The organism is Streptomyces sp. NPDC102274, from assembly GCF_044766385.1.
GTDB lineage: Bacteria > Actinomycetota > Actinomycetes > Streptomycetales > Streptomycetaceae > Streptomyces.
On the sequence record NZ_JBIWLW010000026.1, the window covers coordinates 1 to 19,245 of the forward strand.

Consider the following 19,245-nt stretch of genomic DNA (forward strand, 5'->3'; position numbering starts at 1 on the left):
CGCTACCACCGCGGCCTGCAACGTGTCTTCTACACCTCCGCACTCATCAGCATCCAAAAGTGCGAGGAATCCCGTCGCTTCTACGACCGCAAGCGCGCCGAAGGCAAGCGGCACACCCAGGCAGTCCTCGCGCTGGCCCGACGGCGCGTCAACGTCCTGTGGGCCCTCATCCGTGACGGACAGTGCTTTCAACCTGGACTCCAGGTCACAGCAGTTGCTTGACAACGGCATTAGGAGGTGACGCCGGTACGGTAGAAACTCCAGTCCAGTGGAGGTTCAAGTGCCTTTGCTCGATGAGACGCTCGGGATCGGCGACCTCTCACGGCTGACGGGCGTACCGGTACGGACCATTCGGTTCTACTGCGACGAGGGCATCCTCGACTCGGTGCGCAGCACGGGCGGGCACCGAAGGTTCGACCAGGCGGCGGTGGAGCGGCTCGGCCTGGTCCGACGGCTGCGTGGGCTCGGACTCGGACTGCCCTCCATCAGGGACGTACTCGACGGCGAACGCTCCGTGGCCGAGGTCGTCGCGGCCGAACGGGCCGCGCTCGACGTGCGGCTCGCGGACCTGGCCTGGCGGCGGGCCTCGCTGCGCGCCGTCGAGGAGGCCGGACCGGCCGACCGGGCCGCCAGGCTGGAGCTGCTGGCCGCCGTGGAGAACGGGGGCGCCGCCCGCGACGCGCTGATCGACTTCTGGAGACGCACGATGGTCGCCCCGGTGTCCGAGGCGATGCTCACGGCGTTCGTGACCATGGCCGTGCCCGAGCCGCCCGCCGACCCGACCCCGCCGCAGGTGGTCGCGTTCGCCGAACTGTTCGCCCTGGCCGACGACCGGGAACTGACGCGTCGCCTGCAGGCCATGGCGCGGGCCAACGCCGAACTGGTCGCCGACGAGGACGAGTTGTTGAACGCGATCAGCGAGGCGTGTGCGCTGGCCCGGCCCATGGTGCGGGCGGGCGAGCCGCCCCGCGTGGGACCCGCACTCGACCGGTTCGTCGCGGCACACGCCTCGGTGCGCGGCGGCAAGGACACCCCGCGGTTCAGAGACAGGCTGCTGGCCTGCGTGGCCGCCGACCGTGACCCGCGGATGCGCCGCTACTGGCGGCTCGTGGCCGAGGCCGGCGGCGACCCGGGCGCGCTCGGCGTCTCCCACCTGTGGCTGACCGACTCCCTCGAACGCTCCGTAAGTTCCGGCGGCGCGGCAGCGGGAGGCGGCGGGAAACCCCGCCAAGGCGGGGCGAAAGACCCCGCCAGGGCGGGATCTGGGCGATTGTCGGGCGGAAGCCGAGCGGGCGCGGACTCTTCGTTGACCGGGGTGTTCGGGGCTGGACAGACTGGTGGTCGACCGTAACGCCGGATACGTCCGGTTACCGGGCAACTCGCGCTGACTGGGGGACAGGTGAACAGTGCGGCACACCACATCGGACCGGACACGGCACCGGACCGCTACCGGCTGCTCAGCTCCATCGGGCGCGGAGGCGAAGCCGTGCTCTACCGGGCGGAGATCGAGCTGGACGGGGCGCCGGAGACGGTGGTCGTCAAGGTGCTCGACTCCGAATCCGCGCTCGGTCCCGGGCAGTTCGCCCGGCTGAGCACGAAGTGGAACGAACAGGCGGAGCTGCTGCGCTTCGCGAACCGGCCCGGCGTCGTCGGGGTGCGCGAGCACTTCGAGGGGGCGCCGATCCATGCGCCGGGCGGCGCCTCCACCGTGTCGGGCCGGGCGCTCGCGCTGGTGATGAACCATGTCGAGGGCGTCGATCTGCGCGACTGGCGGTTCGAGCGGACCCTCACGACGCCCACCGAGCGGCGCGAGGTGATGGGGACGCTCGCCCAGCTCGCCGACGTACTGGACTGGCTGCACTCCGGCCGGGCCACGACCTCCGGCCGGATGGTCGTCCACGGCGATCTGTCCCCCGGCAATGTCATGGTGGACGCCCACGGTCAGGCCACCCTCGTCGACTTCGGCCTGAGCAAGCTGACGGCGGACCACGAGACGGCGGAGGTCTGGTTCACGCCCGGGTACGCCGCCCCTGAGGTCTTCGACGGCAGGCGCACCCCCGCGACGGACCGGTACGCGTTCGGGGCGATCGCGTACTTCCTGCTGAGCGGTCAGGCGCCGCCGAACACGCCGGAGCAGCTGCGCCACGCGATACGGGCGCTGCCGCAGCTCTCGTCACTCCCTCCGGAGCGCAAGGAGCGCGTGCTCGCCGTCTGCGCGACGGCTCCGGAGCAGCGTCCGGACAGCCTGGCGGGGTGGCTGAAGGACGTACGGGACGCGGTGGTGTCCACGTCCTCCGCCTCCGCCACGCCCGCCACGCCCGTCTCGCCTGCTTCCGCCATGCCCGTCCCGCCGGATTCCGCCACACCGTTCGCTCCAGCTTCCGGCACACCCGCCTTCCCCGGTCCCGGCACGCCCTCCGCTCCGACCGTGACCTCCGCTCCCCCGGTGCCGCCCCCGCCGACGCTGCCACCCCCACCGCCCGCCAAGGCGGCCGCACCGGCCCCCGCACCCAGCCCGTCGCCTCCCCCGGTCCACTCCGTGCAGGACGCCGTACCGCCCCGCCGGGTCGCCCCCGAGCTCCGGCCGGGACCGCTGGGCATCACCCCCGCCCCGGCCCGAAAGCGCCGCCCGGCCGTCGCCGTGCTCGCGGTGGCGCTGGCGGGTGCGCTGGCCGTGATCGGCGTTCAGTCGATGTCGACGGGGAGCGACGACGAGAACACCGGGGCGCCGACGGTCACCGAGACCGTCACGGCGACGGAGACGGAGACGGCCGCCCCGGAGGCCCCGGACCCGTCCGCGAGCGGCAGCCCCGACGAGTCTGCCGAACCCGGGAGCGTGGCCGACGCCGACGCCGTGTCGCTCACCGGCTTCGGGCAGGTCGACGGGGACGACGTGTTCTCGGTCAAAGAGGCGGTGATCAACAGCAAGGGCCACAGTGACGCCTTTGTCTCCGAGTCCGACTGCGGTGGATACATGGAGTTCAATATCGGCCGCGCCTGGTCGACCCTCGATCTGGTCGCGGGCATCGAGGACAACAGCGTCGAGTACGCCGCCCGGCTCCGTATCACGCTCGACGGAACGTCCCTGTTCGACGAGAAGATAGAGCTGGGCAAACCGCGGACTCGGCCCCTCAGCGTCAAGGACGGGCTGCGGCTGGTGATCTCGTACAGCGCGACGGACACGGAGACCTGCGACGCGGGCACGGTCGCGCTGGGCACTCCCACCCTGCGGAAGTGACCGGGGCGGGCACGGACACCGGGGCCCGCCCCGAACACCGGGATCCGCCCGAACGCCGGAGTCCGCCCGAACGCCAGGATCCCGCGCCCTACTCCCCGTACGGCCACACCAGCAGCACCGGGCACTCCGCGTGGTCGACCACGAATCGGGTCGCCCGGCCCAGGCTGTGCGGCCCCGGGCGGTCCCGCTCCCCGTCGCGCGCGCAGATCAGCAGCGCCGCGCCGGCCGCCGCGCGTACCACCTCGTGCTCCACGCGCCCGTGATGGTCGAGCAGTTCGCAGGGCCTGCCGAGCCGGTGCGCGGCGGCCTCCAACAGGTCGGCCGCGGCCGTACCCGAGAGGGCTTCGAGCCGGGCGCCGGGGTCACGGTCGGTCCGGTGGCCGCGGCCGAGCAGCCCCGTATAGGCCTGGTGCGCGGCGGCCGCGATCTCGTCGTCGCTCACATGGAGCAGCACCACGTCGTCGTGCGGAGCGCGCTCGCGCGCCGCGTCGACACAGGCGGGCCAGGTGGATTCGGTGATCCAGACGAGAACGGTCCTCGCGGAATCGGTTCTCGCGGAATCGGTCCTCGGTGGACCGGTCGGCGGTACGGTCACAGCGGTCAGCCTCCGATCAGTTGCAGCATGCCCCACAGCGCCACGGTCGAGACGACGAGCGTGGCGGGCACGGTCAGCAGACCGAGCCGGGTGAAGTGACCCAGCGCGGGCGACGTGTCGTGCTCGTGCAGGATGCGCCGCCACAGCAGGGTGGCTAGCGAACCGACATACGTGAGATTCGGCCCGAGGTTGACGCCGATCAGCGCGGCGAGCACCGGTCCGGGACCCGCGGGCGCGAGGACCGGCAGCAGCGCCAGGATCGCCGGCAGGTTGTTGATCAGGTTGGCCAGTACGGCGGCGATCGCCGCGATCACCAGCAGCGAGGAGAGGGACGAGCCGTCCGGCAGGAGCCTGCTGATCCCGGTGTTCAGGCCGTTGTCGACGACCGCCTTGACGACCACGCCGAGCGCGAGGACGAAGAGACAGAACAGCGGGGAGGTGGCCCGGACCAGCCCCGTGAGGGTCGTCCGCTTCTGCCGCAGGGCGCGGGCCGCCAGGACGGCCGCACCGGCGACGGCCGCCCACAGCGGTTCGATCCCGGCGAACGAGGTGACCACGAACCCGGCCAGGGTCAGCGCCAGCACCACCAGCGTGAACACCGGCACCTCGCGCCGCTCGTCCGTGCTCGGGGGGTGCGCCCCGGCGGCCAGATCGGCGGCGAAGAAGCGGCGGAAGACGGCGTACTCGACGGCGATCGCGGCCAGCCACGGCAGCGCCATCAGCGCGGCGAACCGGGTGAAGGACAGCCCGCTCGCCGTGAACGCCAGCAGATTGGTGAGGTTGGAGACCGGCAGCAGCAGGGACGCGGAGTTCGCCAGATGCGTACAGGCGTAGACATGCGGCCGGGGCCGGGCACCGACCCGGGCGGCGGTCGCGAAGACGACCGGGGTCAGCAGCACCACCGTGGCGTCCAGGCTCAGTACGGCGGTGATGACGGCGGCGACGGCGAACACCCCGCCGAGCAGCCGCCGCGGCCGGCCGCCGCAGAACCGCGCCACCAGATCGCCCGCCGCCGTGAACAGCCCTTCCTCGTCGCAGAGCTGAGCCAGCACCAGCACCGCCGCGAGGAAGACGACGACGGGCAGCAGCGTGTACGTCTGCGCGCGGGCGTCCTCGGGCGAGACCGCGCCGAGAGCGATGACCAGCAGCGCCGCGGGCACGGCCGCGACCGCCTCGGGCAGTCCGCGCGGCCGTACGACGGCGAACGCCAGCACGGCGAGCAGCAGCCCGACGGAGACGATCTCAGCGACGACGGAGTTCACGGGCGTTCACGTTCACGGGCATTCACAGGAAGAGCCGGGCCTCTGCTTCGGGAACGACGCCGCGACGAACCGTGCCGCGACGAACGAGCGAGGGCGGCGCACCCGTCGGATGCGCCGCCCCCCGTGGGGTACCTACGAATCGCGTCAGCCCTCGACGCCCGGCTTCTCCGCGCCGCGCCCGGTCATTCCGCCGGAGCGAGCCGCTCAAGGATCAGCTCACGCACCCGCGCCGCGTCCGCCTGGCCGCGCGTGGCCTTCATGACCGCGCCGACCAGCGCGCCCGCGGCGGCGACCTTGCCCGCGCGGATCTTGTCGGCGATGGCCGCGTTGCCCGCGATGGCCTCGTCCACGGCCGCGCCGAGCGCGCCCTCGTCGGAGACGACCTTGAGTCCGCGCTTCTCCACGACGGTGTCCGGGTCGCCCTCGCCCGCGAGCACGCCCTCCAGCACCTGGCGGGCCAGCTTGTCGTTGAGATCGCCGGAGGTGACGAGCTCCGCGACCCGCGCGACCTGCTCCGGGGTGATGGGCAGCTCGTCCAGCGCGCGGCCCGACTCGTTGGCGTGCCTGGCCAGCTCGCCCATCCACCACTTCCGGGCCTGGTCGGCCGGGGCGCCCGCGTCGATCGTGGCGACGATCGGCTCGATCGCGCCCGCGTTCAGGATCGACTGCATGTCGTGCTCGGAGACGCCCCACCCCTCGCGGAGCCGGTTGCGCCGCACCCGCGGCAGCTCGGGCAGAGCCTGCCTGAGCTGCTCCACCCAGTCACGGGGCGGGGCGATGGGCACGAGGTCGGGCTCCGGGAAGTACCGGTAGTCCTCGGCCTCCTCCTTCACCCGTCCCGAGGTGGTGGAGCCGTCCTCCTCGTGGAAGTGGCGGGTCTCCTGGACGATCGTGCCGCCGGAGTTCAGCACCGCGGCGTGGCGCTGGATCTCGTAGCGGGCCGCGCGCTCCACGCTGCGCAGCGAGTTGACGTTCTTCGTCTCGGAGCGCGTACCGAACTTCTCCCGCCCGTGCGGGCGCAGCGAGAGGTTCACATCGCACCGCATCTGGCCCATCTCCATCCGGGCCTCGGAGACGTCGAGCGCCTTGATCAGCTCACGCAGCTCGGCGACGTACGCCTTGGCGACCTCGGGGGCGCGCTCGCCCGCGCCCTCGATGGGCTTGGTGACGATCTCGATGAGCGGGATGCCCGCGCGGTTGTAGTCGAGCAGGGAGTGGGACGCGCCGTGGATCCGGCCGGTGGCGCCGCCGACGTGCAGCGACTTGCCGGTGTCCTCCTCCATGTGGGCGCGCTCGATCTGCACGCGGAAGATCTCGCCGTCCTCCAGCTGGACGTCCAGATAGCCGTTGAAGGCGATCGGCTCGTCGTACTGGGAGGTCTGGAAGTTCTTCGGCATGTCCGGATAGAAGTAGTTCTTCCGGGCGAAGCGGCACCACTCGGCGATCTCGCAGTTGAGCGCGAGGCCGATCTTGACGGCCGACTCGACGCCGATCGCGTTGACGACCGGGAGCGAGCCCGGCATGCCCAGACAGATGGGGCAGGTCTGCGAGTTGGGCTCGGCGCCCAGCTCGGTCGAGCAGCCGCAGAACATCTTGGTCCTGGTGCCGAGTTCGACATGGACCTCCAGGCCCATGACGGGGTCGTAGGTCGCGAGGGCGTCCTCGTACGGCACGAGTTCAGTGACAGTCACGGTGAAACTTTCCCTCTCAGCCCAGCAGGACGTCGTCGTCGCCCAGGCGCTTCAGCTCCCGCAGGAGCAGAGCGACGCCCGTGACGATGGCGGCGGCGGAGACGACCGCGTCGACCAGCCGGAGCGTGTCATTGTCCTTGCGGGCCGTCCTGGCCTGCTTCACGACGCTGATCGCGCCGAACGCGGTGGTTCCGATCGACAGGTACGTGCCGGTCTTGGACTTCTTGAAGCCCTTGGCCTTGCTCATTGCACTGGTCATAGTGACGGAGCCTCCTCAAGCAGCGGGTGGCCCCACTTTTCCACGAAGGCCGCCTCGACGGCGGCACCGACCTTGTAGAGCCGGTCGTCCTTCATGGCGGGGGCGATGATCTGCAGTCCGACCGGGAGGCCGTCCTCCGGCGCCAGGCCGCAGGGCAGCGACATGGCGGCGTTGCCGGCCAGGTTGGCCGGGATGGTGCACAGATCCGCGAGGTACATCGCCATCGGGTCGTCGGCGCGCTCGCCGATCGCGAAGGCGGTGGTCGGGGTCGTCGGCGAGACGATCACATCGACCTGCTCGAACGCCTTCTCGAAGTCCCGGGTGATGAGCGTACGGACCTTCTGCGCCGAGCCGTAGTACGCGTCGTAGTAGCCGGAGCTGAGCGCGTACGTACCGAGCATGATGCGGCGCTTGACCTCGTCGCCGAAGCCGGCCTCGCGGGTCAGGGCCGTGACGTCCTCGGCGGACCTCGTACCGTCGTCGCCGACCCGCAGGCCGTAGCGCATGGCGTCGAAGCGGGCGAGGTTCGAGGAGCACTCGGACGGCGCGATCAGGTAGTACGCGGCGAGAGCGAGGTCGAAGGACGGGCAGTCCAGCTCGACGATCTCGGCGCCGAGCCTCTGGAGCAGCTCCACGGACTCGTCGAAGCGCTGGACGACACCGGCCTGGTAGCCCTCGCCGCGGAATTGCTTGACGACACCGACGCGCATTCCGGCGACCGAGCCGCTGCGGGCCGCCTCGACGACCGGCGGGACCGGGGCGTCGATGGAGGTCGAGTCGAGCGGGTCGTGGCCGGCGATCGCCTCGTGCAGCAGGGCGGCGTCCAGGACCGTACGGGCGCAGGGGCCGCCCTGGTCGAGGGAGGACGAGAAGGCGACCATGCCGTAGCGGGAGACCCCGCCGTACGTCGGCTTGACGCCGACCGTGCCGGTCAGGGCGGCGGGCTGGCGGATGGAGCCGCCGGTGTCCGTGCCGATGGCCAGCGGCGCCTGGTACGAGGCGAGCGAGGCGGACGAGCCGCCGCCGGAGCCGCCGGGCACCCGGGTCAGGTCCCAGGGGTTGCCGGTGGTGCCGTACGCGCTGTTCTCCGTGGAGGACCCCATGGCGAACTCGTCCATGTTGGTCTTGCCCAGGATGATGACGCCGGCCGCCTTGAGCCTCTTCGTGACCGTCGCGTCGTAGGGCGGGATCCAGCCTTCGAGGATCTTGGAACCGACGGTGGTCGGCACGCCCTCGGTGGTGAAGATGTCCTTGAGCGCGAGCGGGACACCGGCCAGCGGTCCGAGCTTCTCGCCCGCCGCCCGCTTCGCGTCCACGGCGCGGGCCTGGGCCAGCGCGCCCTCGCGGTCGACATGGAGGAAGGCGTGGACCTTCTCGTCGACGGCCTCGATCCTGGCGAGATGGGCCTCGGTGACCTCGACGGCCGTGAGTTCGCCGGAGGCGATCTTCGCGGCGATCTCGGCGGCCGTGAGCTTGACGCAGTTCTCGATCTTGCTGTTGACCGTCATGGCTGTTAGTCCTCCCCCAGGATCTGCGGCACCTTGAAACGCTGCTGCTCCTGGGCAGGGGCGCCGGAGAGCGCCTGCTCGGGGGTGAGCGACGGACGGACCTCGTCCGCGCGCATGACATTGGTCAGCGGCAGCGGGTGGGAGGTCGGCGGTACGTCTTGGTCGGCTACCTCGGATACGCGGGCGACCGCGCCGATGATGTCGTCGAGCTGTCCGGCGAAGTGATCGAGCTCTTCGGCCTTCAGCTCCAGACGCGCCAGCCGGGCGAGGTGGGCGACCTCCTCGCGCGTAATGCCAGGCATGCAGCGATCCTCAGGGGTGAGTGTGATTGGTTTTGGCCCAATCCTATGGGGCCGGGGCCCCTGGCCACGAAACGGTTAGGCCCCACCCGGTCCCGCGGGCCCCGGGGACCCCGTCCCAAGGGCCGCCGCAGGCCCTCACCGCCGTCCGTTTCCGTCAGCGAACGGCCTGCGTCAGCGGACGGCCGACCCGGCAGCCGTCACCCGACAGCCCGCGCCCGGCAGCCGGCCCGGCCGGGGGTCCTCGCCCGGCCGGGGGCCGTCACTGGACGACCTGGCCGGACTGCTCCCGTGCGCGCTCGACGGCGAGCTCGCGGGCGCGCGCCGCCTCCAGCTCCGCCGGACGCTGCCAGCCGCGCTCGCCCCTGGCCAGCAGCCAGGCCGTCGCCTCGTGCGGCGGCATCGCGGCGGCCACCAGCCAGCCTTGCACCGCGTCGCAGCCCAGATCTCGCAGCCGCTCCCAGGTCTCGTCGTCCTCGACGCCCTCCGCGACGACCAGCAGGCCCAGCGAGTGCGCGAGATCCACCGTGCAGCGGACGATCTCCGCGTCCTCGGTGTCGACGGCGAGCCTGGCCACGAAGGAACGGTCGATCTTCAGCTCGCTGACCGGCAGCCGCCGCAGATGCACCAGGGAGGAGTAGCCCGTACCGAAGTCGTCGAGGGACATCTTCACGCCGTGCCCGGTCAGGCCCGCGAGGGTGTCGGCCGCGCGCTGGGGGTCCTCCAGCAGGACGTGTTCCGTTATCTCCAGCTGGAGGGAGCCGGCCGGTACGCCGTGCCGGGCCAGCCTCGCCGCCACCGCGCCCGCGAACCCGGGGGTGTGCACGTCACGCGGCGAGACATTGACCGCCACCGGCACCATCAGGCCCTGGGACCGCCAGCGGGCGACCTGAGCGAGAGCCATCTCCAGTACGTACTCGGTGAGATGAGGCATCAGACCGGAGGACTCGGCGATCGCGATGAAGTCGTCGGGAGGGACGCGGCCGCGCTCCGGGTGCACCCAGCGCACCAGCGCCTCCAGCCCGGCGACCTGGCCGTCGAACCGGACCTTGGGCTGATAGTGCAGCTCCACCTCGCCCGCGTCCAGCGCACGGCGCAGATCGCCCAGCAGGCCGAGCCGGTCGGGGGTGTTGGAGTCCCGCTTGGACTCGTAGACCTCGACGCCCGTACGGTCCCGCTTCGCCTGGTACATCGCGACGTCCGCGCGCCGCAGCAGCCCTTCCGCGTCCACCGCGTGGTCGGGATAGACGGCGACTCCGGCGCTCGCCTCCAGGACGAGTGTCAGCCCGTCGAGGTCCAGCGGCGAGGACAGCTCGGCCACCAGATGGCGGGCGACCCGCTGGGCGCTGGTCGTGGAGTCGCAGGTGGGCAGCAGCACCGCGAACTCGTCTCCGCCCAGTCGCGCGGCCTCCGCGCCGCGCGGCAGGGCCAGCCGGAGCCGGTCGGCTATCTGCAACAGCAGCCGGTCTCCCGCGAGGTGACCGAGCGTGTCATTGACCGAGCGGAACCGGTCGAGGTCGATCAGGACCAGTCCGGCCCTGGCGCCCAGACCCTCCGCCTCCTCCAGCGCCGACCAGGTGCGCTCCAGCAGCCACTGTCTGTTGGGCAGTTTGGTCAGCGGGTCGCGCAGCTGCTCCTCGGCCCGTGCCCTGGCGATCCACAGCGTGGAGTCGAGGGCGATCAGCGGGATCGCGAAGAGCGGCAGCAGGACGGGCAGGGACACCGCGACCACACAGATCAGCGGCGCGATGCCGAGCAGGGCGACCGCGACGAGACCCTGCCGGTACAGGGCCGTTCGGGCGGCGGTCGGCAGCCCGCCGCTCTGCGGGGAGAGCGCGTACCAGAGCAGCAGCCGGGTGACCACGAGATGCGCCGCGGCGGCCAGCACGATTTCCACGATGCTGGCGAACCCCCAGTCGAGCGGCTGCCAGGGGTGCTCGACGGTGGGGACCACACCGAACAGGGCGAGCACGAGCGCGGCGGCGCCGACGCCCAGCATGTCCGCCGCGCCGTGCAGGACACCCAGGCGCCAGCGGTGTCTGCGGGCCACCCCGACCAGCACCACGACGGCCACGGAGACCAGTCCGGCCGCCACCCAGCCGTAGAGCAGCAGGACGGCCAGGGTGAGGGCGGCGCCTGAGCCCGTGCCGCCCCACCAGCGGTCCCGGCCGAGGGCGACCAGATGGCCCACGATGATGCCGGTCAGCACGGCCAGGGCCCATCCCGATGTGCCACCGGGGAAGAGCGCGTGGCCGTCGCGCACCGTATGGAAGAGTCCCGTCGCCAGGACGACGACGGCGAATCCCACCACAAGAGCGGGCGTCCTGGCCGCAAGGCCCGCAATTCGCGCGAATCCGCGCGGGGGTGGGACCGGGGCGGCGCTCTCGGTCGGTTTCATTCCCGTCCCTCTCACAGCCGGCGAAGCCGATGCCACACGATGTCACGTTGTCATGCACACACGGCCGGAATCACACCACTCAGCCGTTCACGACAGGCGCGCTTCTCAACAGTAGGCCGCGGAACGCTCCGACGGGCAGCGCTCTACAGCTGTTGCCCGAATGCGACCTGCCCATCCGTATCCATCTGGTATGCACCGAACGGGTGAGCTTTGCGGCCCGAATTCGACGGTATGGGACCCCGCTTTCCGGGGGATTGCGCGCTACTCCTCGGGGGTGACCGCCGGCTCTTCCGGCCTGACAGCGGCCTCCCTGGCCGCGTCCGGACCCTGTTCGAGCAGGATGGTGAACCCCTGTTCGTCCAGGACCGGAACCTTCAACTGCATCGCTTTGTCGTACTTCGAACCGGGGTTCTCCCCGACCACCACAAAGCCTGTCTTCTTCGAGACGGCCCCGGTCACCTTCGCGCCACGGGTTTGAAGCGCCTCTTTCGCGCCATCCCTCGTGTACCGCTCCAGCGTGCCCGTGACGACGACCGTCAGGCCCTCCAACGGCCGTGGTGCCTCGTCATCGCCGGTGCCCTCCTCCTCCATACGTACCCCGGCGGCCCGCCACTTGCGCAGGATCTCGCGGTGCCAGTCGACCTCGAACCACTGCTTGACGGAGGCGGCGATGATCGCTCCGACACCGTCGACGTCGGCCAGCTCCTGTTCCGTGGCCTCCTCGATCCGGTCGATCGAGCGGAACTCCCTGGCCAGCGCCTCGGCGGCGACCGGCCCGACATGGCGGACGGAGAGCCCGGCGATGATCCGGGCCAGCGGGCGTTCCTTGGCCGCCGCGATGTGCTGAAGCATCGCCAGGGCGTTCTTCTTCGGCTCGCCCTCCTGATTGGCGAAGACCGTGACGACCTTCTCCTCGCCGGTCTTCGGGTCGCGCTTGGGCAGCCCGCTGTCCTGGTCGAGGACGTACGCCTTGATGGGCAGCAGCTGTTCGACCGTCAGATCGAAGAGATCGCCCTCGTCCAGCAGCGGCGGTGTCTCCGGCTCCAGTGGTCTGGTCAGGGCGGCGGCGGCCACATAGCCGAAGTTCTCGATGTCCAGGCACTTGCGGCCGGCGAGATAGAACAGCCGCTCCCGCAACTGGGCCGGGCAGGTACGGGCGTTGGGGCAGCGGAGGTCGATGTCGCCCTCCTTCATGGCCCGCAGCTCCGTACCGCACTCGGGACACACCGCCGGCATCTCGAACTCGTACGCGTCCTCGGGGCGCAGATCGATGACCGGGCCGAGGATCTCCGGGATGACATCGCCGGCCTTGCGGATCACGACCGTGTCACCGATCCAGACGCCCTTGGCCTTCACCACGTCCTGGTTGTGCAGTGTGGCGAACTCGACCTCGGAACCGGCGACCGTGACCGGCTCGACCTGCGCGTACGGCGTGACGCGCCCGGTGCGGCCGACGCCCACCCGGATGTTCACCAGCTTGGTGTTGACCTCCTCGGGCGCGTACTTCCAGGCGATCGCCCAGCGAGGGGCGCGCGAGGTGGAGCCCAGCCGGCCCTGGAGCGGGATCTCGTCGAGCTTGACGACCACACCGTCGATCTCGTGCTCCACGGAGTGGCGGTGCTCGCCGAAGTACGCGATGAACTCCCGCACCCCCCCGATCGATCCGACCACCTTGTTGTGCCGGGCGGTCGGCAGCCCCCACCCGCGCAGCAGGTCGTACGCGTGCGAGAGGCAGTCGATGTCGAAGCCCTCGCGGGCCCCGATGCCGTGCACCACCATGTGCAGCGGGCGGGTCGCGGTGATCTTGGGGTCCTTCTGGCGCAGTGAACCCGCCGCCGCGTTGCGCGGGTTGGCGAACGGTTTGTCACCCGCGGCCACCAGACGCGCGTTCAGCTCCTGGAACGCCTCCATCGGGAAGTAGACCTCGCCGCGAATCTCCACCAGATCCGGGACGCGCTCGCCCGTCAGCCGGTGCGGGATCTCGGCGATCGTACGGACGTTGGGCGTGATGTCCTCGCCCGTACGGCCGTCGCCGCGGGTGGCGGCGCGGGTCAGCCTGCCGTGCTCATAGGTGAGATTGACCGCGAGCCCGTCGACCTTCAGCTCGCACAGGAAGTGGAAGTCGGGCGTGCCCACGTCCTTGGCGACCCGGTCGGCCCAGGTGGCCAGCTCGGCGTCGTCGAACGCGTTGTCCAGGGAGAGCATCCGCTCGCGGTGCTGGACCGCGGTGAAGTCCGTCTCGTACGCCCCCGCGACCTTCTGGGTCGGCGAGTCGGGCGTGCGCAGCTCGGGATGCTCCTCCTCCAGCGCCTCCAGCGACCGCAGCAGCCTGTCGAACTCGCCGTCGCTGATGACCGGCTGGTCCTTCACGTAGTACCGGAAGCGGTGCTCCTCGATCTGCTCGGCGAGTTGGGCATGTCGCTCCCGTGCCTCGGCGGGCACCGCCGTCCGCTGTTCGCCAGCCACCGTTTCGTCCTCCCGTTCACCATGACCCGGCATCCGGATCGTCACTCAGGGTTGTCCACGAGGGATCTCGCGGCCCTGACGCAGTGCGCCATCGTGGCGCGCGCGTACGCGGGAGAGGCCCCCGCGAGCCCGCACGACGGGGTGAGCACCACGGACTCCGCGAGAGTCCCCGGATTCAGCCCCAGCCTGCGCCACAGCTTCCTGACACCCATGACGCTACCGGCAGGGTCTGACAATGGGCCGTCGGTGCCCGGGACGATTCCGGCGAAGAGTTTCGTTCCGCCCTCGACCGCCTCACCGATGGTCTCCTCGTCACGCTCGGTGAGCAGACCGAAATCGAACGAGACCGCCGCCGCGCCCGCCCGCCGCAGCAGGGCGAACGGAACGTCGGGCGCGCAGGAGTGCACGACCGCCGTTCCCGCGCTCAGCGCGGTCACCTCGCGCAGCGCGCCCTCCACGACCTGACGGTCCACGGCCCGGTGGGTGCGGTAGCCGCTGGCCGTCCTGACGTGTCCGCGCAGTACGGCGGTGAGGGACGGCTCGTCGATCTGGAGCACCGGTACGGCGCCGGGCACCCGGCGCCGTACCTCCGCGAGATGCGCGGTCAGCCCCTCCACCAGCGAGCCGGTCAGGTCGCGGCGGGCTCCGGGGTCGCTCAGCGCCGACTCGCCGTTGCGCAGCTCCAGTGAGGCGGCCAGCGTCCACGGCCCGACGGCCTGGACCTTGAGCGGACCCACGTACCCCTGGGTGAACTCCTCCAGCGCGTCGAGGTCCTCGCCCATCCAGGACCAGGCCCGTTTGGTGTCACGGCCCGGCCGGTCACCGATCCGCCAGCCGCTGGGCTCCACCCGCGCGTAGACCTCGACGAGCAGCCCCGCCGTGCGGCCGATCATGTCGGCGCCGGGGCCGCGGGCGGGCAGCTCGGGCAGATGCGGGAAGTCCTCGAAGCTGCCGGTGACGGCCTTGGCGGTCTCCCGCGCGTCGCCGCCGGGCATCGAACCGATCCCCGTGGCGGCCCCCCAGACGCTCCCGGGCGGCTCTGCCCGCGACACGGCGCCCGGCTCGTTCCGCGACTCGTTCCGCGAATCGTCCATCGGCGCGCTCACCGGCCCAGCCGTACGGTCACGTCGTCGATCCGCGCGTCGCGCGGCAGATCGAGCGCCGCGAGGATCGTCGTCGCCACGGAATCGGGGTCGATCCAGCGGGTGGCGTCGTACTCCTGGCCCTCCTGCTGGTGGACCTTGGCCTGCATCGGGCTCGCCGTACGGCCCGGGTACACGGAGGTCACCCGCAGACCGCTCGCCCGCTCCTCCTCGCGCAGCGCGTCGGCGAGCGCCTTGAGACCGTGCTTGGACGCGGCGTACGCACCCCACCCGGCATGCGCGCTGAGCCCGGCGCCCGAGTTGACGAAGATCACCTGGCCGTGGGAGATCCGGAGCTGGGGCAGCAGGAGCCGGGTCAGCTCGGCGGGGGCGACCAGGTTCACGTTGAGCTGGTGGTGCCAGGTCTTGGGGGTCAGGTCCCCGACCGGCCCCAGGTCGACGACGCCCGCGATGTGCAGCAGCGAGTCGAGCCGGTCCGGAAGCGACTGCTGGGCCAGCGCCCAGGAGAGCCGGTCCGGGTTGGCGAGGTCGCCGACGAGGGTACGGGCGCCGGGGAAGGCGGATCCGAGGTCCTTGGCGCGGCCGGCGTCGCGGGCGAACAGGATGAGGTCGGCGCCGCGCTCGTGCAGCCGGCGCGCGACCGCGGCGCCGATGCCGGAGCCCGCACCGGTGATCAGATGGGTAGCCATGCGGTCATGGTCGCATCACCGCACCCCGATCACTGAACGCCGGCCGACTCCTCCAGACAGGCGAGGGCGCTCACCCCGTCCTCGGCGAAGAACACCAGGTCGCCGAGGGGCAGCGGCAGGAAGCCGTCCTCGTCCATCCGCCGGTACTGCTGCTTGAGACCGTCGTAGAAACCGGCCGTGTTGAGCAGCACCACGGGCTTGGTGTGCAGGGCGTGCTTCTTGAGCTCCAGAATCTCGGTGGCCTCGTCGAGCGTCCCCGTACCGCCGACCATGATCACGACCGCGTCGGACTTGGCGAGCAGCAGGGCCTTGCGCTCGGCGAGGTCCTTGGCGATCACCATCTCGTCGGCGTTCGGCCGGGCGACCTCGCTCAGGAAGTCCACCGACACCCCGACCAGCCGCCCGCCCGCCTCCTGCACCCCGTCGGCGACGACCTTCATCAGCCCGCTGTCGGAACCGCCCCATACAAGGGTGTGGCCGCCCTTGCCGATCAGCTCGGCGAATTCACGGGCGGGGCGGGTGTAGTGCTCGGGAAGATCGGCGGCGGAGAGGAAGACACAGATATTCATGAGGTAAACGGTACGGGCGGGAAGAGCACGCCATGGTTCGTTGCTGAACATACGGAGGGACCGAGCGGGGCATCGCGATGTCCCGCAGCCGCGAAGGGGCCGAGCACCATGAGCACTGGACACCGCATCACGATCGAGCAGGGCACGGAGCATGTACGTGTCGTACGTGACGGACAGATCATCGCGGAGAGCCGCTCTCCGCTGGTGCTGCGCGAGACCGGGAGTCCGGTCCGCTACTACCTCCCGCCCGAGGACGTACGTACCGAACTGCTGACGCCCTCCGACTCCAGCACGCACTGCCCGTTCAAGGGCGACGCCTCGTACTGGTCGCTGCCCGGCGCGCCGGACGTCGTCTGGGCGTATCCCACACCCAAGGCCGAAGTCGCCCAGGTCAAGGACCACTTCTGCTTCTACGACACGGAGGTCGTCGCGGCCTGAGAGAAAAACTCCCCGCGCGAGCGATGAGTTGCGCCGGGCACGCCGGTCTGAATCGGTATGGACAATGTGTGCACGGTGACATCGGGGGACGGCACCCCGATCGCGTACCGGCGGTCGGGGGACGGCCCGCCGGTGATTCTGGTGGGGGGCGCGCTCAACACCGCCGAATCCGACGCTCCGCTGGCGAAGCTGCTCGCGCCGCGTTTCGACGTGATCACCTATGACCGGCGCGGGCGCGGCGCCAGCGGCGAGAGCGGTCCGTACGCCGTGGAGCGGGAGACGGAGGATCTGGCCGCGCTTCTCGACGAGGCGGGCGGCAGCGCGTCCGTGTACGGCAGGTCCTCGGGCGCGGCGCTGGTCCTGGAGGCGACGGCCGCGGGCCTGCCGATCACCCAATTCGCCTTGTACGAACCCCCGTACGCGATCGATCCGGCCGATCTTCCGGGCAAGGCGGCCTACCGCGAGCGGCTCACGGACCTGCTGGCGCGGGGGCGGCGGGGCGAGGCGGTGGAGCTGTTCCTCTCGCTGGTGGGGATGGTGCCCGAGATGATCGCCCGGATGCGCCGGTCCCCGATGTGGCCGGATCTGGCGGCGCTGGCGCACACCCTGGCGTACGACAACGCCGTACTGGGCCCGGGGCTGATCCCGGCCGACCGGCTGGCGACGATCAGGACGCGCGCGATGGTCGTGGACGGCGGCGCCAGCCCGCCACCGCTGCGCGATGCCGCCCGAGCGGTGGCCGGTGCCCTCCCCCGGGGCCGGCACCGCACCCTGACGGGCCAGACACATGAGGTGGCGCCCCACGTGCTGGCGCCGGTCCTGGAGGAGTTCTTCGCGGCGTAAGGCGTTTCGCGGGTGCCCGCGCTCTCCGGCCGATGAGTGAGGCGTTGGCCTGCTCACAGGGGAACTACCGCTCCACCGAGGTCACTTAAGTGGCTCACGAGTGGCTCGCGCGACCCGTGAGGGTTGACATGCCCATGACCACCCGATAGGTGTGGAGCGTTCAACTCGCGTAGACCCCCCACGGATCCGCTCAGGCGGAGACCGCGAAACCGGCCAGGAGGAAGCATGTACCGACGATCGACGCCGGGAAACGGAACGCCGGGAAACAGACTGTGGCAGAGAACGCGGAGAACGCGGAGAACACTGCCGAAGAGAACGGCGCTGTCCGCACTCGGTGGTCTGGTCACCACGGTGCTCCTCGCCACGGCCCACTCGGCGGGCGCCGCGCCCGCGCCCGGCCCCCCGTCGGACCGGGACGACATGAGCCGGGCCTTCACCCGGGCCGCGGCTGAATTCGAGGTCCCCCGGGACCTGTTGGTGGCCGTCGGGTACGGCGAGACACACCTCGACGGGCACCGGGGCGAACCCAGCCAGGCCAACGGCTACGGGGTGATGCACCTGGTGAGCAACCCCAAGAACCGCACCCTGGAGAAGGCCGCCGAGCTGACCGGCGAGCCGAGCGCCGAGTTGCGTGAGGACACGGCGGCGAACATCCGCGGCGGCGCGGCCGTACTGCGCGCCTACGCCGACGGGCTGGGGCTGGACACCGCGGAGCGCGGCAGCGTCGACGAGTGGTACCCGGTGGTCGCCCGGTACGGCGGAGCGGCCGACGTCCGTACCGCGCGGCTCTACGCGGACACCGTCTACACGCTCCTCGCGCAGGGCATCGACGCGGACGTCACGGGCGGCGAGAGCGTCACCGTACGGCCCCGCGCCGTCGAGCCCGAGCGCGGCGCGTACGCGGCCACGGACACGGACCGGCGCGCCGAACTCTCCCCCGACTACCCGGACGCGGCGTGGGTGCCGGCCAACTCGGCCAACTACGCGGCCGGCCGGTCCGCGTCGATCAGCAGCGTGGTCGTGCATGTCACGCAGGGCTCGTACGCCGGGACCATAAGCTGGTTCCAGAACCCGTCCTCCAAGGTCAGCTCCCACTACGTGGTCCGCTCTTCGGACGGCGCCGTCACCCAGATGGTCCGCGACAGCGACACCGCGTACCACGCGCGCTCGGCCAACTCCTCCAGCCTGGGGATCGAGCACGAAGGCTTCGTCGACGACCCGAGCTGGTTCACCGACTCGATGTACCGGTCGTCGGCCGCCCTCACCAGGTACCTGTGCGACCGGTACGGCATACCCAAGGACCGGGCGCACATCGTCGGCCACGTGGAGGTGCCGGGCAACGACCACACCGATCCGGGACCGAACTGGAACTGGAACTACTACATGCAGTTGGTGGGCGGCAGCGCCGGCGGGGGCGGCGTACAGCTGAGCTTCCCCTCGTACACCACCCTGAGCAGCGGCTCCACCGGCGCCCAGGTGAAAGCCGCTCAGACCCTGCTGAACCAGCAGGGGCACAACGCCGGCACCGTGGACGGCATCTTCGGCAGCGGTACGGCGAACGCGGTCAAGTCCTTCCAGAGCGCCCGCGGGCTGCCCGCGGACGGCGCCGTCGGCCCCCGTACCTGGACGGCCCTGCTCGCCGCGGGGAGCACCCCCGTGGTGCGGGAAGGAAGCACCGGCGCCGATGTGGAACGTCTCCAGCGTGCGCTGACGGCGGCCCTCCGCCGGACCGTGTCCACCGACGGCCAGTTCGGGACGGGTACGGCCCAGGCGGTCCGCGACTACCAGAACAGCCGCTCGCTGAGCGCGGACGGCATCGTCGGCCCCGCGACCTGGTCCGCCCTGCAGGCCGGCCGGTAACACCACGCCACCACGCTCGGGCCACCG

Annotated in this window: 16 protein-coding genes and 1 pseudogene; 6 read left to right on the forward strand and 11 right to left on the reverse strand. The window is 71.2% G+C overall.

The window, feature by feature from the left end:
• The 3 genes and pseudogenes from ACIRQP_RS29000 to ACIRQP_RS29010 all read left to right on the forward strand — a co-directional run.
• Positions 1-222 (forward strand): annotated as a pseudogene (locus tag ACIRQP_RS29000) (IS110 family transposase); the annotation flags it as partial.
• Between the two features lie 58 nt (positions 223-280).
• Positions 281-1,351, forward strand: a complete 1,071-nt coding sequence (locus ACIRQP_RS29005; protein ID WP_403894724.1) for a MerR family transcriptional regulator — start codon at positions 281-283, stop codon at positions 1,349-1,351.
• Between the two features lie 48 nt (positions 1,352-1,399).
• Positions 1,400-3,238 carry a serine/threonine protein kinase gene (locus ACIRQP_RS29010; protein WP_403894727.1) on the forward strand — a complete coding sequence of 613 codons (1,839 nt, stop codon included), beginning with the start codon at positions 1,400-1,402 and terminating at the stop codon, positions 3,236-3,238.
• A gap of 88 nt (positions 3,239-3,326) precedes the next feature.
• On the opposite strand, the gene ACIRQP_RS29015 is transcribed toward ACIRQP_RS29010, so the two are convergent.
• The 11 genes from ACIRQP_RS29015 to ACIRQP_RS29065 form a co-directional block, all read right to left on the reverse strand.
• Positions 3,327-3,758: a universal stress protein gene (locus ACIRQP_RS29015; protein ID WP_403894992.1), complete on the reverse strand. Its 432-nt coding sequence runs from the start codon at positions 3,756-3,758 to the stop codon at positions 3,327-3,329.
• A gap of 80 nt (positions 3,759-3,838) precedes the next feature.
• Positions 3,839-5,095, reverse strand: coding sequence for an SLC13 family permease (locus tag ACIRQP_RS29020; protein ID WP_403894730.1), 1,257 nt, complete (start codon positions 5,093-5,095; stop codon positions 3,839-3,841).
• A 182-nt stretch (positions 5,096-5,277) separates the two neighbouring features.
• Positions 5,278-6,786 (reverse strand): Asp-tRNA(Asn)/Glu-tRNA(Gln) amidotransferase subunit GatB, encoded by a 1,509-nt coding sequence (gene gatB, locus ACIRQP_RS29025; protein ID WP_403894733.1) that lies wholly within the window; start codon positions 6,784-6,786, stop codon positions 5,278-5,280.
• Positions 6,787-6,802: 16 nt separating this feature from the next.
• A complete protein-coding gene (locus tag ACIRQP_RS29030; protein ID WP_365746211.1) occupies positions 6,803-7,045 on the reverse strand; it encodes a hypothetical protein in 243 nt (80 codons plus the stop codon).
• Positions 7,042-8,553: an Asp-tRNA(Asn)/Glu-tRNA(Gln) amidotransferase subunit GatA gene (gatA, locus tag ACIRQP_RS29035; protein WP_403894736.1), complete on the reverse strand. Its 1,512-nt coding sequence runs from the start codon at positions 8,551-8,553 to the stop codon at positions 7,042-7,044. The genes ACIRQP_RS29030 and gatA overlap by 4 nt, the downstream gene beginning before the upstream one ends.
• Positions 8,554-8,558: 5 nt before the next feature.
• The gene (gene gatC / locus ACIRQP_RS29040; RefSeq protein WP_010984178.1) at positions 8,559-8,855 is read right to left on the reverse strand and encodes an Asp-tRNA(Asn)/Glu-tRNA(Gln) amidotransferase subunit GatC; all 297 of its coding nucleotides are present in this window, start codon (positions 8,853-8,855) and stop codon (positions 8,559-8,561) included.
• 259 nt (positions 8,856-9,114) lie between these two features.
• Positions 9,115-11,250: a putative bifunctional diguanylate cyclase/phosphodiesterase gene (locus ACIRQP_RS29045; protein WP_403894739.1), complete on the reverse strand. Its 2,136-nt coding sequence runs from the start codon at positions 11,248-11,250 to the stop codon at positions 9,115-9,117.
• 261 nt (positions 11,251-11,511) lie between these two features.
• A complete protein-coding gene (gene ligA / locus ACIRQP_RS29050; RefSeq protein ID WP_403894742.1) occupies positions 11,512-13,716 on the reverse strand; it encodes an NAD-dependent DNA ligase LigA in 2,205 nt (734 codons plus the stop codon).
• A gap of 41 nt (positions 13,717-13,757) precedes the next feature.
• The gene (locus tag ACIRQP_RS29055; RefSeq protein WP_403894745.1) at positions 13,758-14,810 is read right to left on the reverse strand and encodes a methionine synthase; all 1,053 of its coding nucleotides are present in this window, start codon (positions 14,808-14,810) and stop codon (positions 13,758-13,760) included.
• An 8-nt stretch (positions 14,811-14,818) separates the two neighbouring features.
• A complete protein-coding gene (locus tag ACIRQP_RS29060; protein ID WP_403894748.1) occupies positions 14,819-15,508 on the reverse strand; it encodes an SDR family oxidoreductase in 690 nt (229 codons plus the stop codon).
• A 29-nt stretch (positions 15,509-15,537) separates the two neighbouring features.
• Positions 15,538-16,077: a TIGR00730 family Rossman fold protein gene (locus ACIRQP_RS29065; protein WP_403894751.1), complete on the reverse strand. Its 540-nt coding sequence runs from the start codon at positions 16,075-16,077 to the stop codon at positions 15,538-15,540.
• A gap of 108 nt (positions 16,078-16,185) precedes the next feature.
• Here ACIRQP_RS29065 and ACIRQP_RS29070 point away from each other — a divergent pair, with 108 nt between their 5' ends.
• From ACIRQP_RS29070 to ACIRQP_RS29080, 3 genes are all read left to right on the forward strand, one after another.
• The gene (locus ACIRQP_RS29070) at positions 16,186-16,515 is read left to right on the forward strand and encodes a DUF427 domain-containing protein (RefSeq protein ID WP_403894754.1); all 330 of its coding nucleotides are present in this window, start codon (positions 16,186-16,188) and stop codon (positions 16,513-16,515) included.
• A gap of 66 nt (positions 16,516-16,581) precedes the next feature.
• A complete protein-coding gene (locus tag ACIRQP_RS29075; RefSeq protein WP_403894757.1) occupies positions 16,582-17,358 on the forward strand; it encodes an alpha/beta fold hydrolase in 777 nt (258 codons plus the stop codon).
• Between the two features lie 303 nt (positions 17,359-17,661).
• Positions 17,662-19,218, forward strand: a complete 1,557-nt coding sequence (locus tag ACIRQP_RS29080) for a peptidoglycan-binding protein (RefSeq protein ID WP_403894995.1) — start codon at positions 17,662-17,664, stop codon at positions 19,216-19,218.
• Positions 19,219-19,245 lie beyond the last annotated feature (27 nt).

Excerpts from the sequence above, each read along its gene's own strand:
- ACIRQP_RS29030 (WP_365746211.1), bottom strand. The coding sequence starts at position 7,045 with ATGACCAGTGCAATGAGCAAGGCCAAGGGCTTCAAGAAGTCCAAGACC.
- gatA (WP_403894736.1), bottom strand. The coding sequence starts at position 8,553 with ATGACGGTCAACAGCAAGATCGAGAACTGCGTCAAGCTCACGGCCGCC.
- gatC (WP_010984178.1), bottom strand. The coding sequence starts at position 8,855 with ATGCCTGGCATTACGCGCGAGGAGGTCGCCCACCTCGCCCGGCTGGCG.
- ACIRQP_RS29045 (WP_403894739.1), bottom strand. The coding sequence starts at position 11,250 with ATGAAACCGACCGAGAGCGCCGCCCCGGTCCCACCCCCGCGCGGATTC.
- ACIRQP_RS29055 (WP_403894745.1), bottom strand. The coding sequence starts at position 14,810 with ATGGACGATTCGCGGAACGAGTCGCGGAACGAGCCGGGCGCCGTGTCG.
- ACIRQP_RS29060 (WP_403894748.1), bottom strand. The coding sequence starts at position 15,508 with ATGGCTACCCATCTGATCACCGGTGCGGGCTCCGGCATCGGCGCCGCG.
- ACIRQP_RS29065 (WP_403894751.1), bottom strand. The coding sequence starts at position 16,077 with ATGAATATCTGTGTCTTCCTCTCCGCCGCCGATCTTCCCGAGCACTAC.
- ACIRQP_RS29070 (WP_403894754.1), top strand. The coding sequence starts at position 16,186 with ATGAGCACTGGACACCGCATCACGATCGAGCAGGGCACGGAGCATGTA.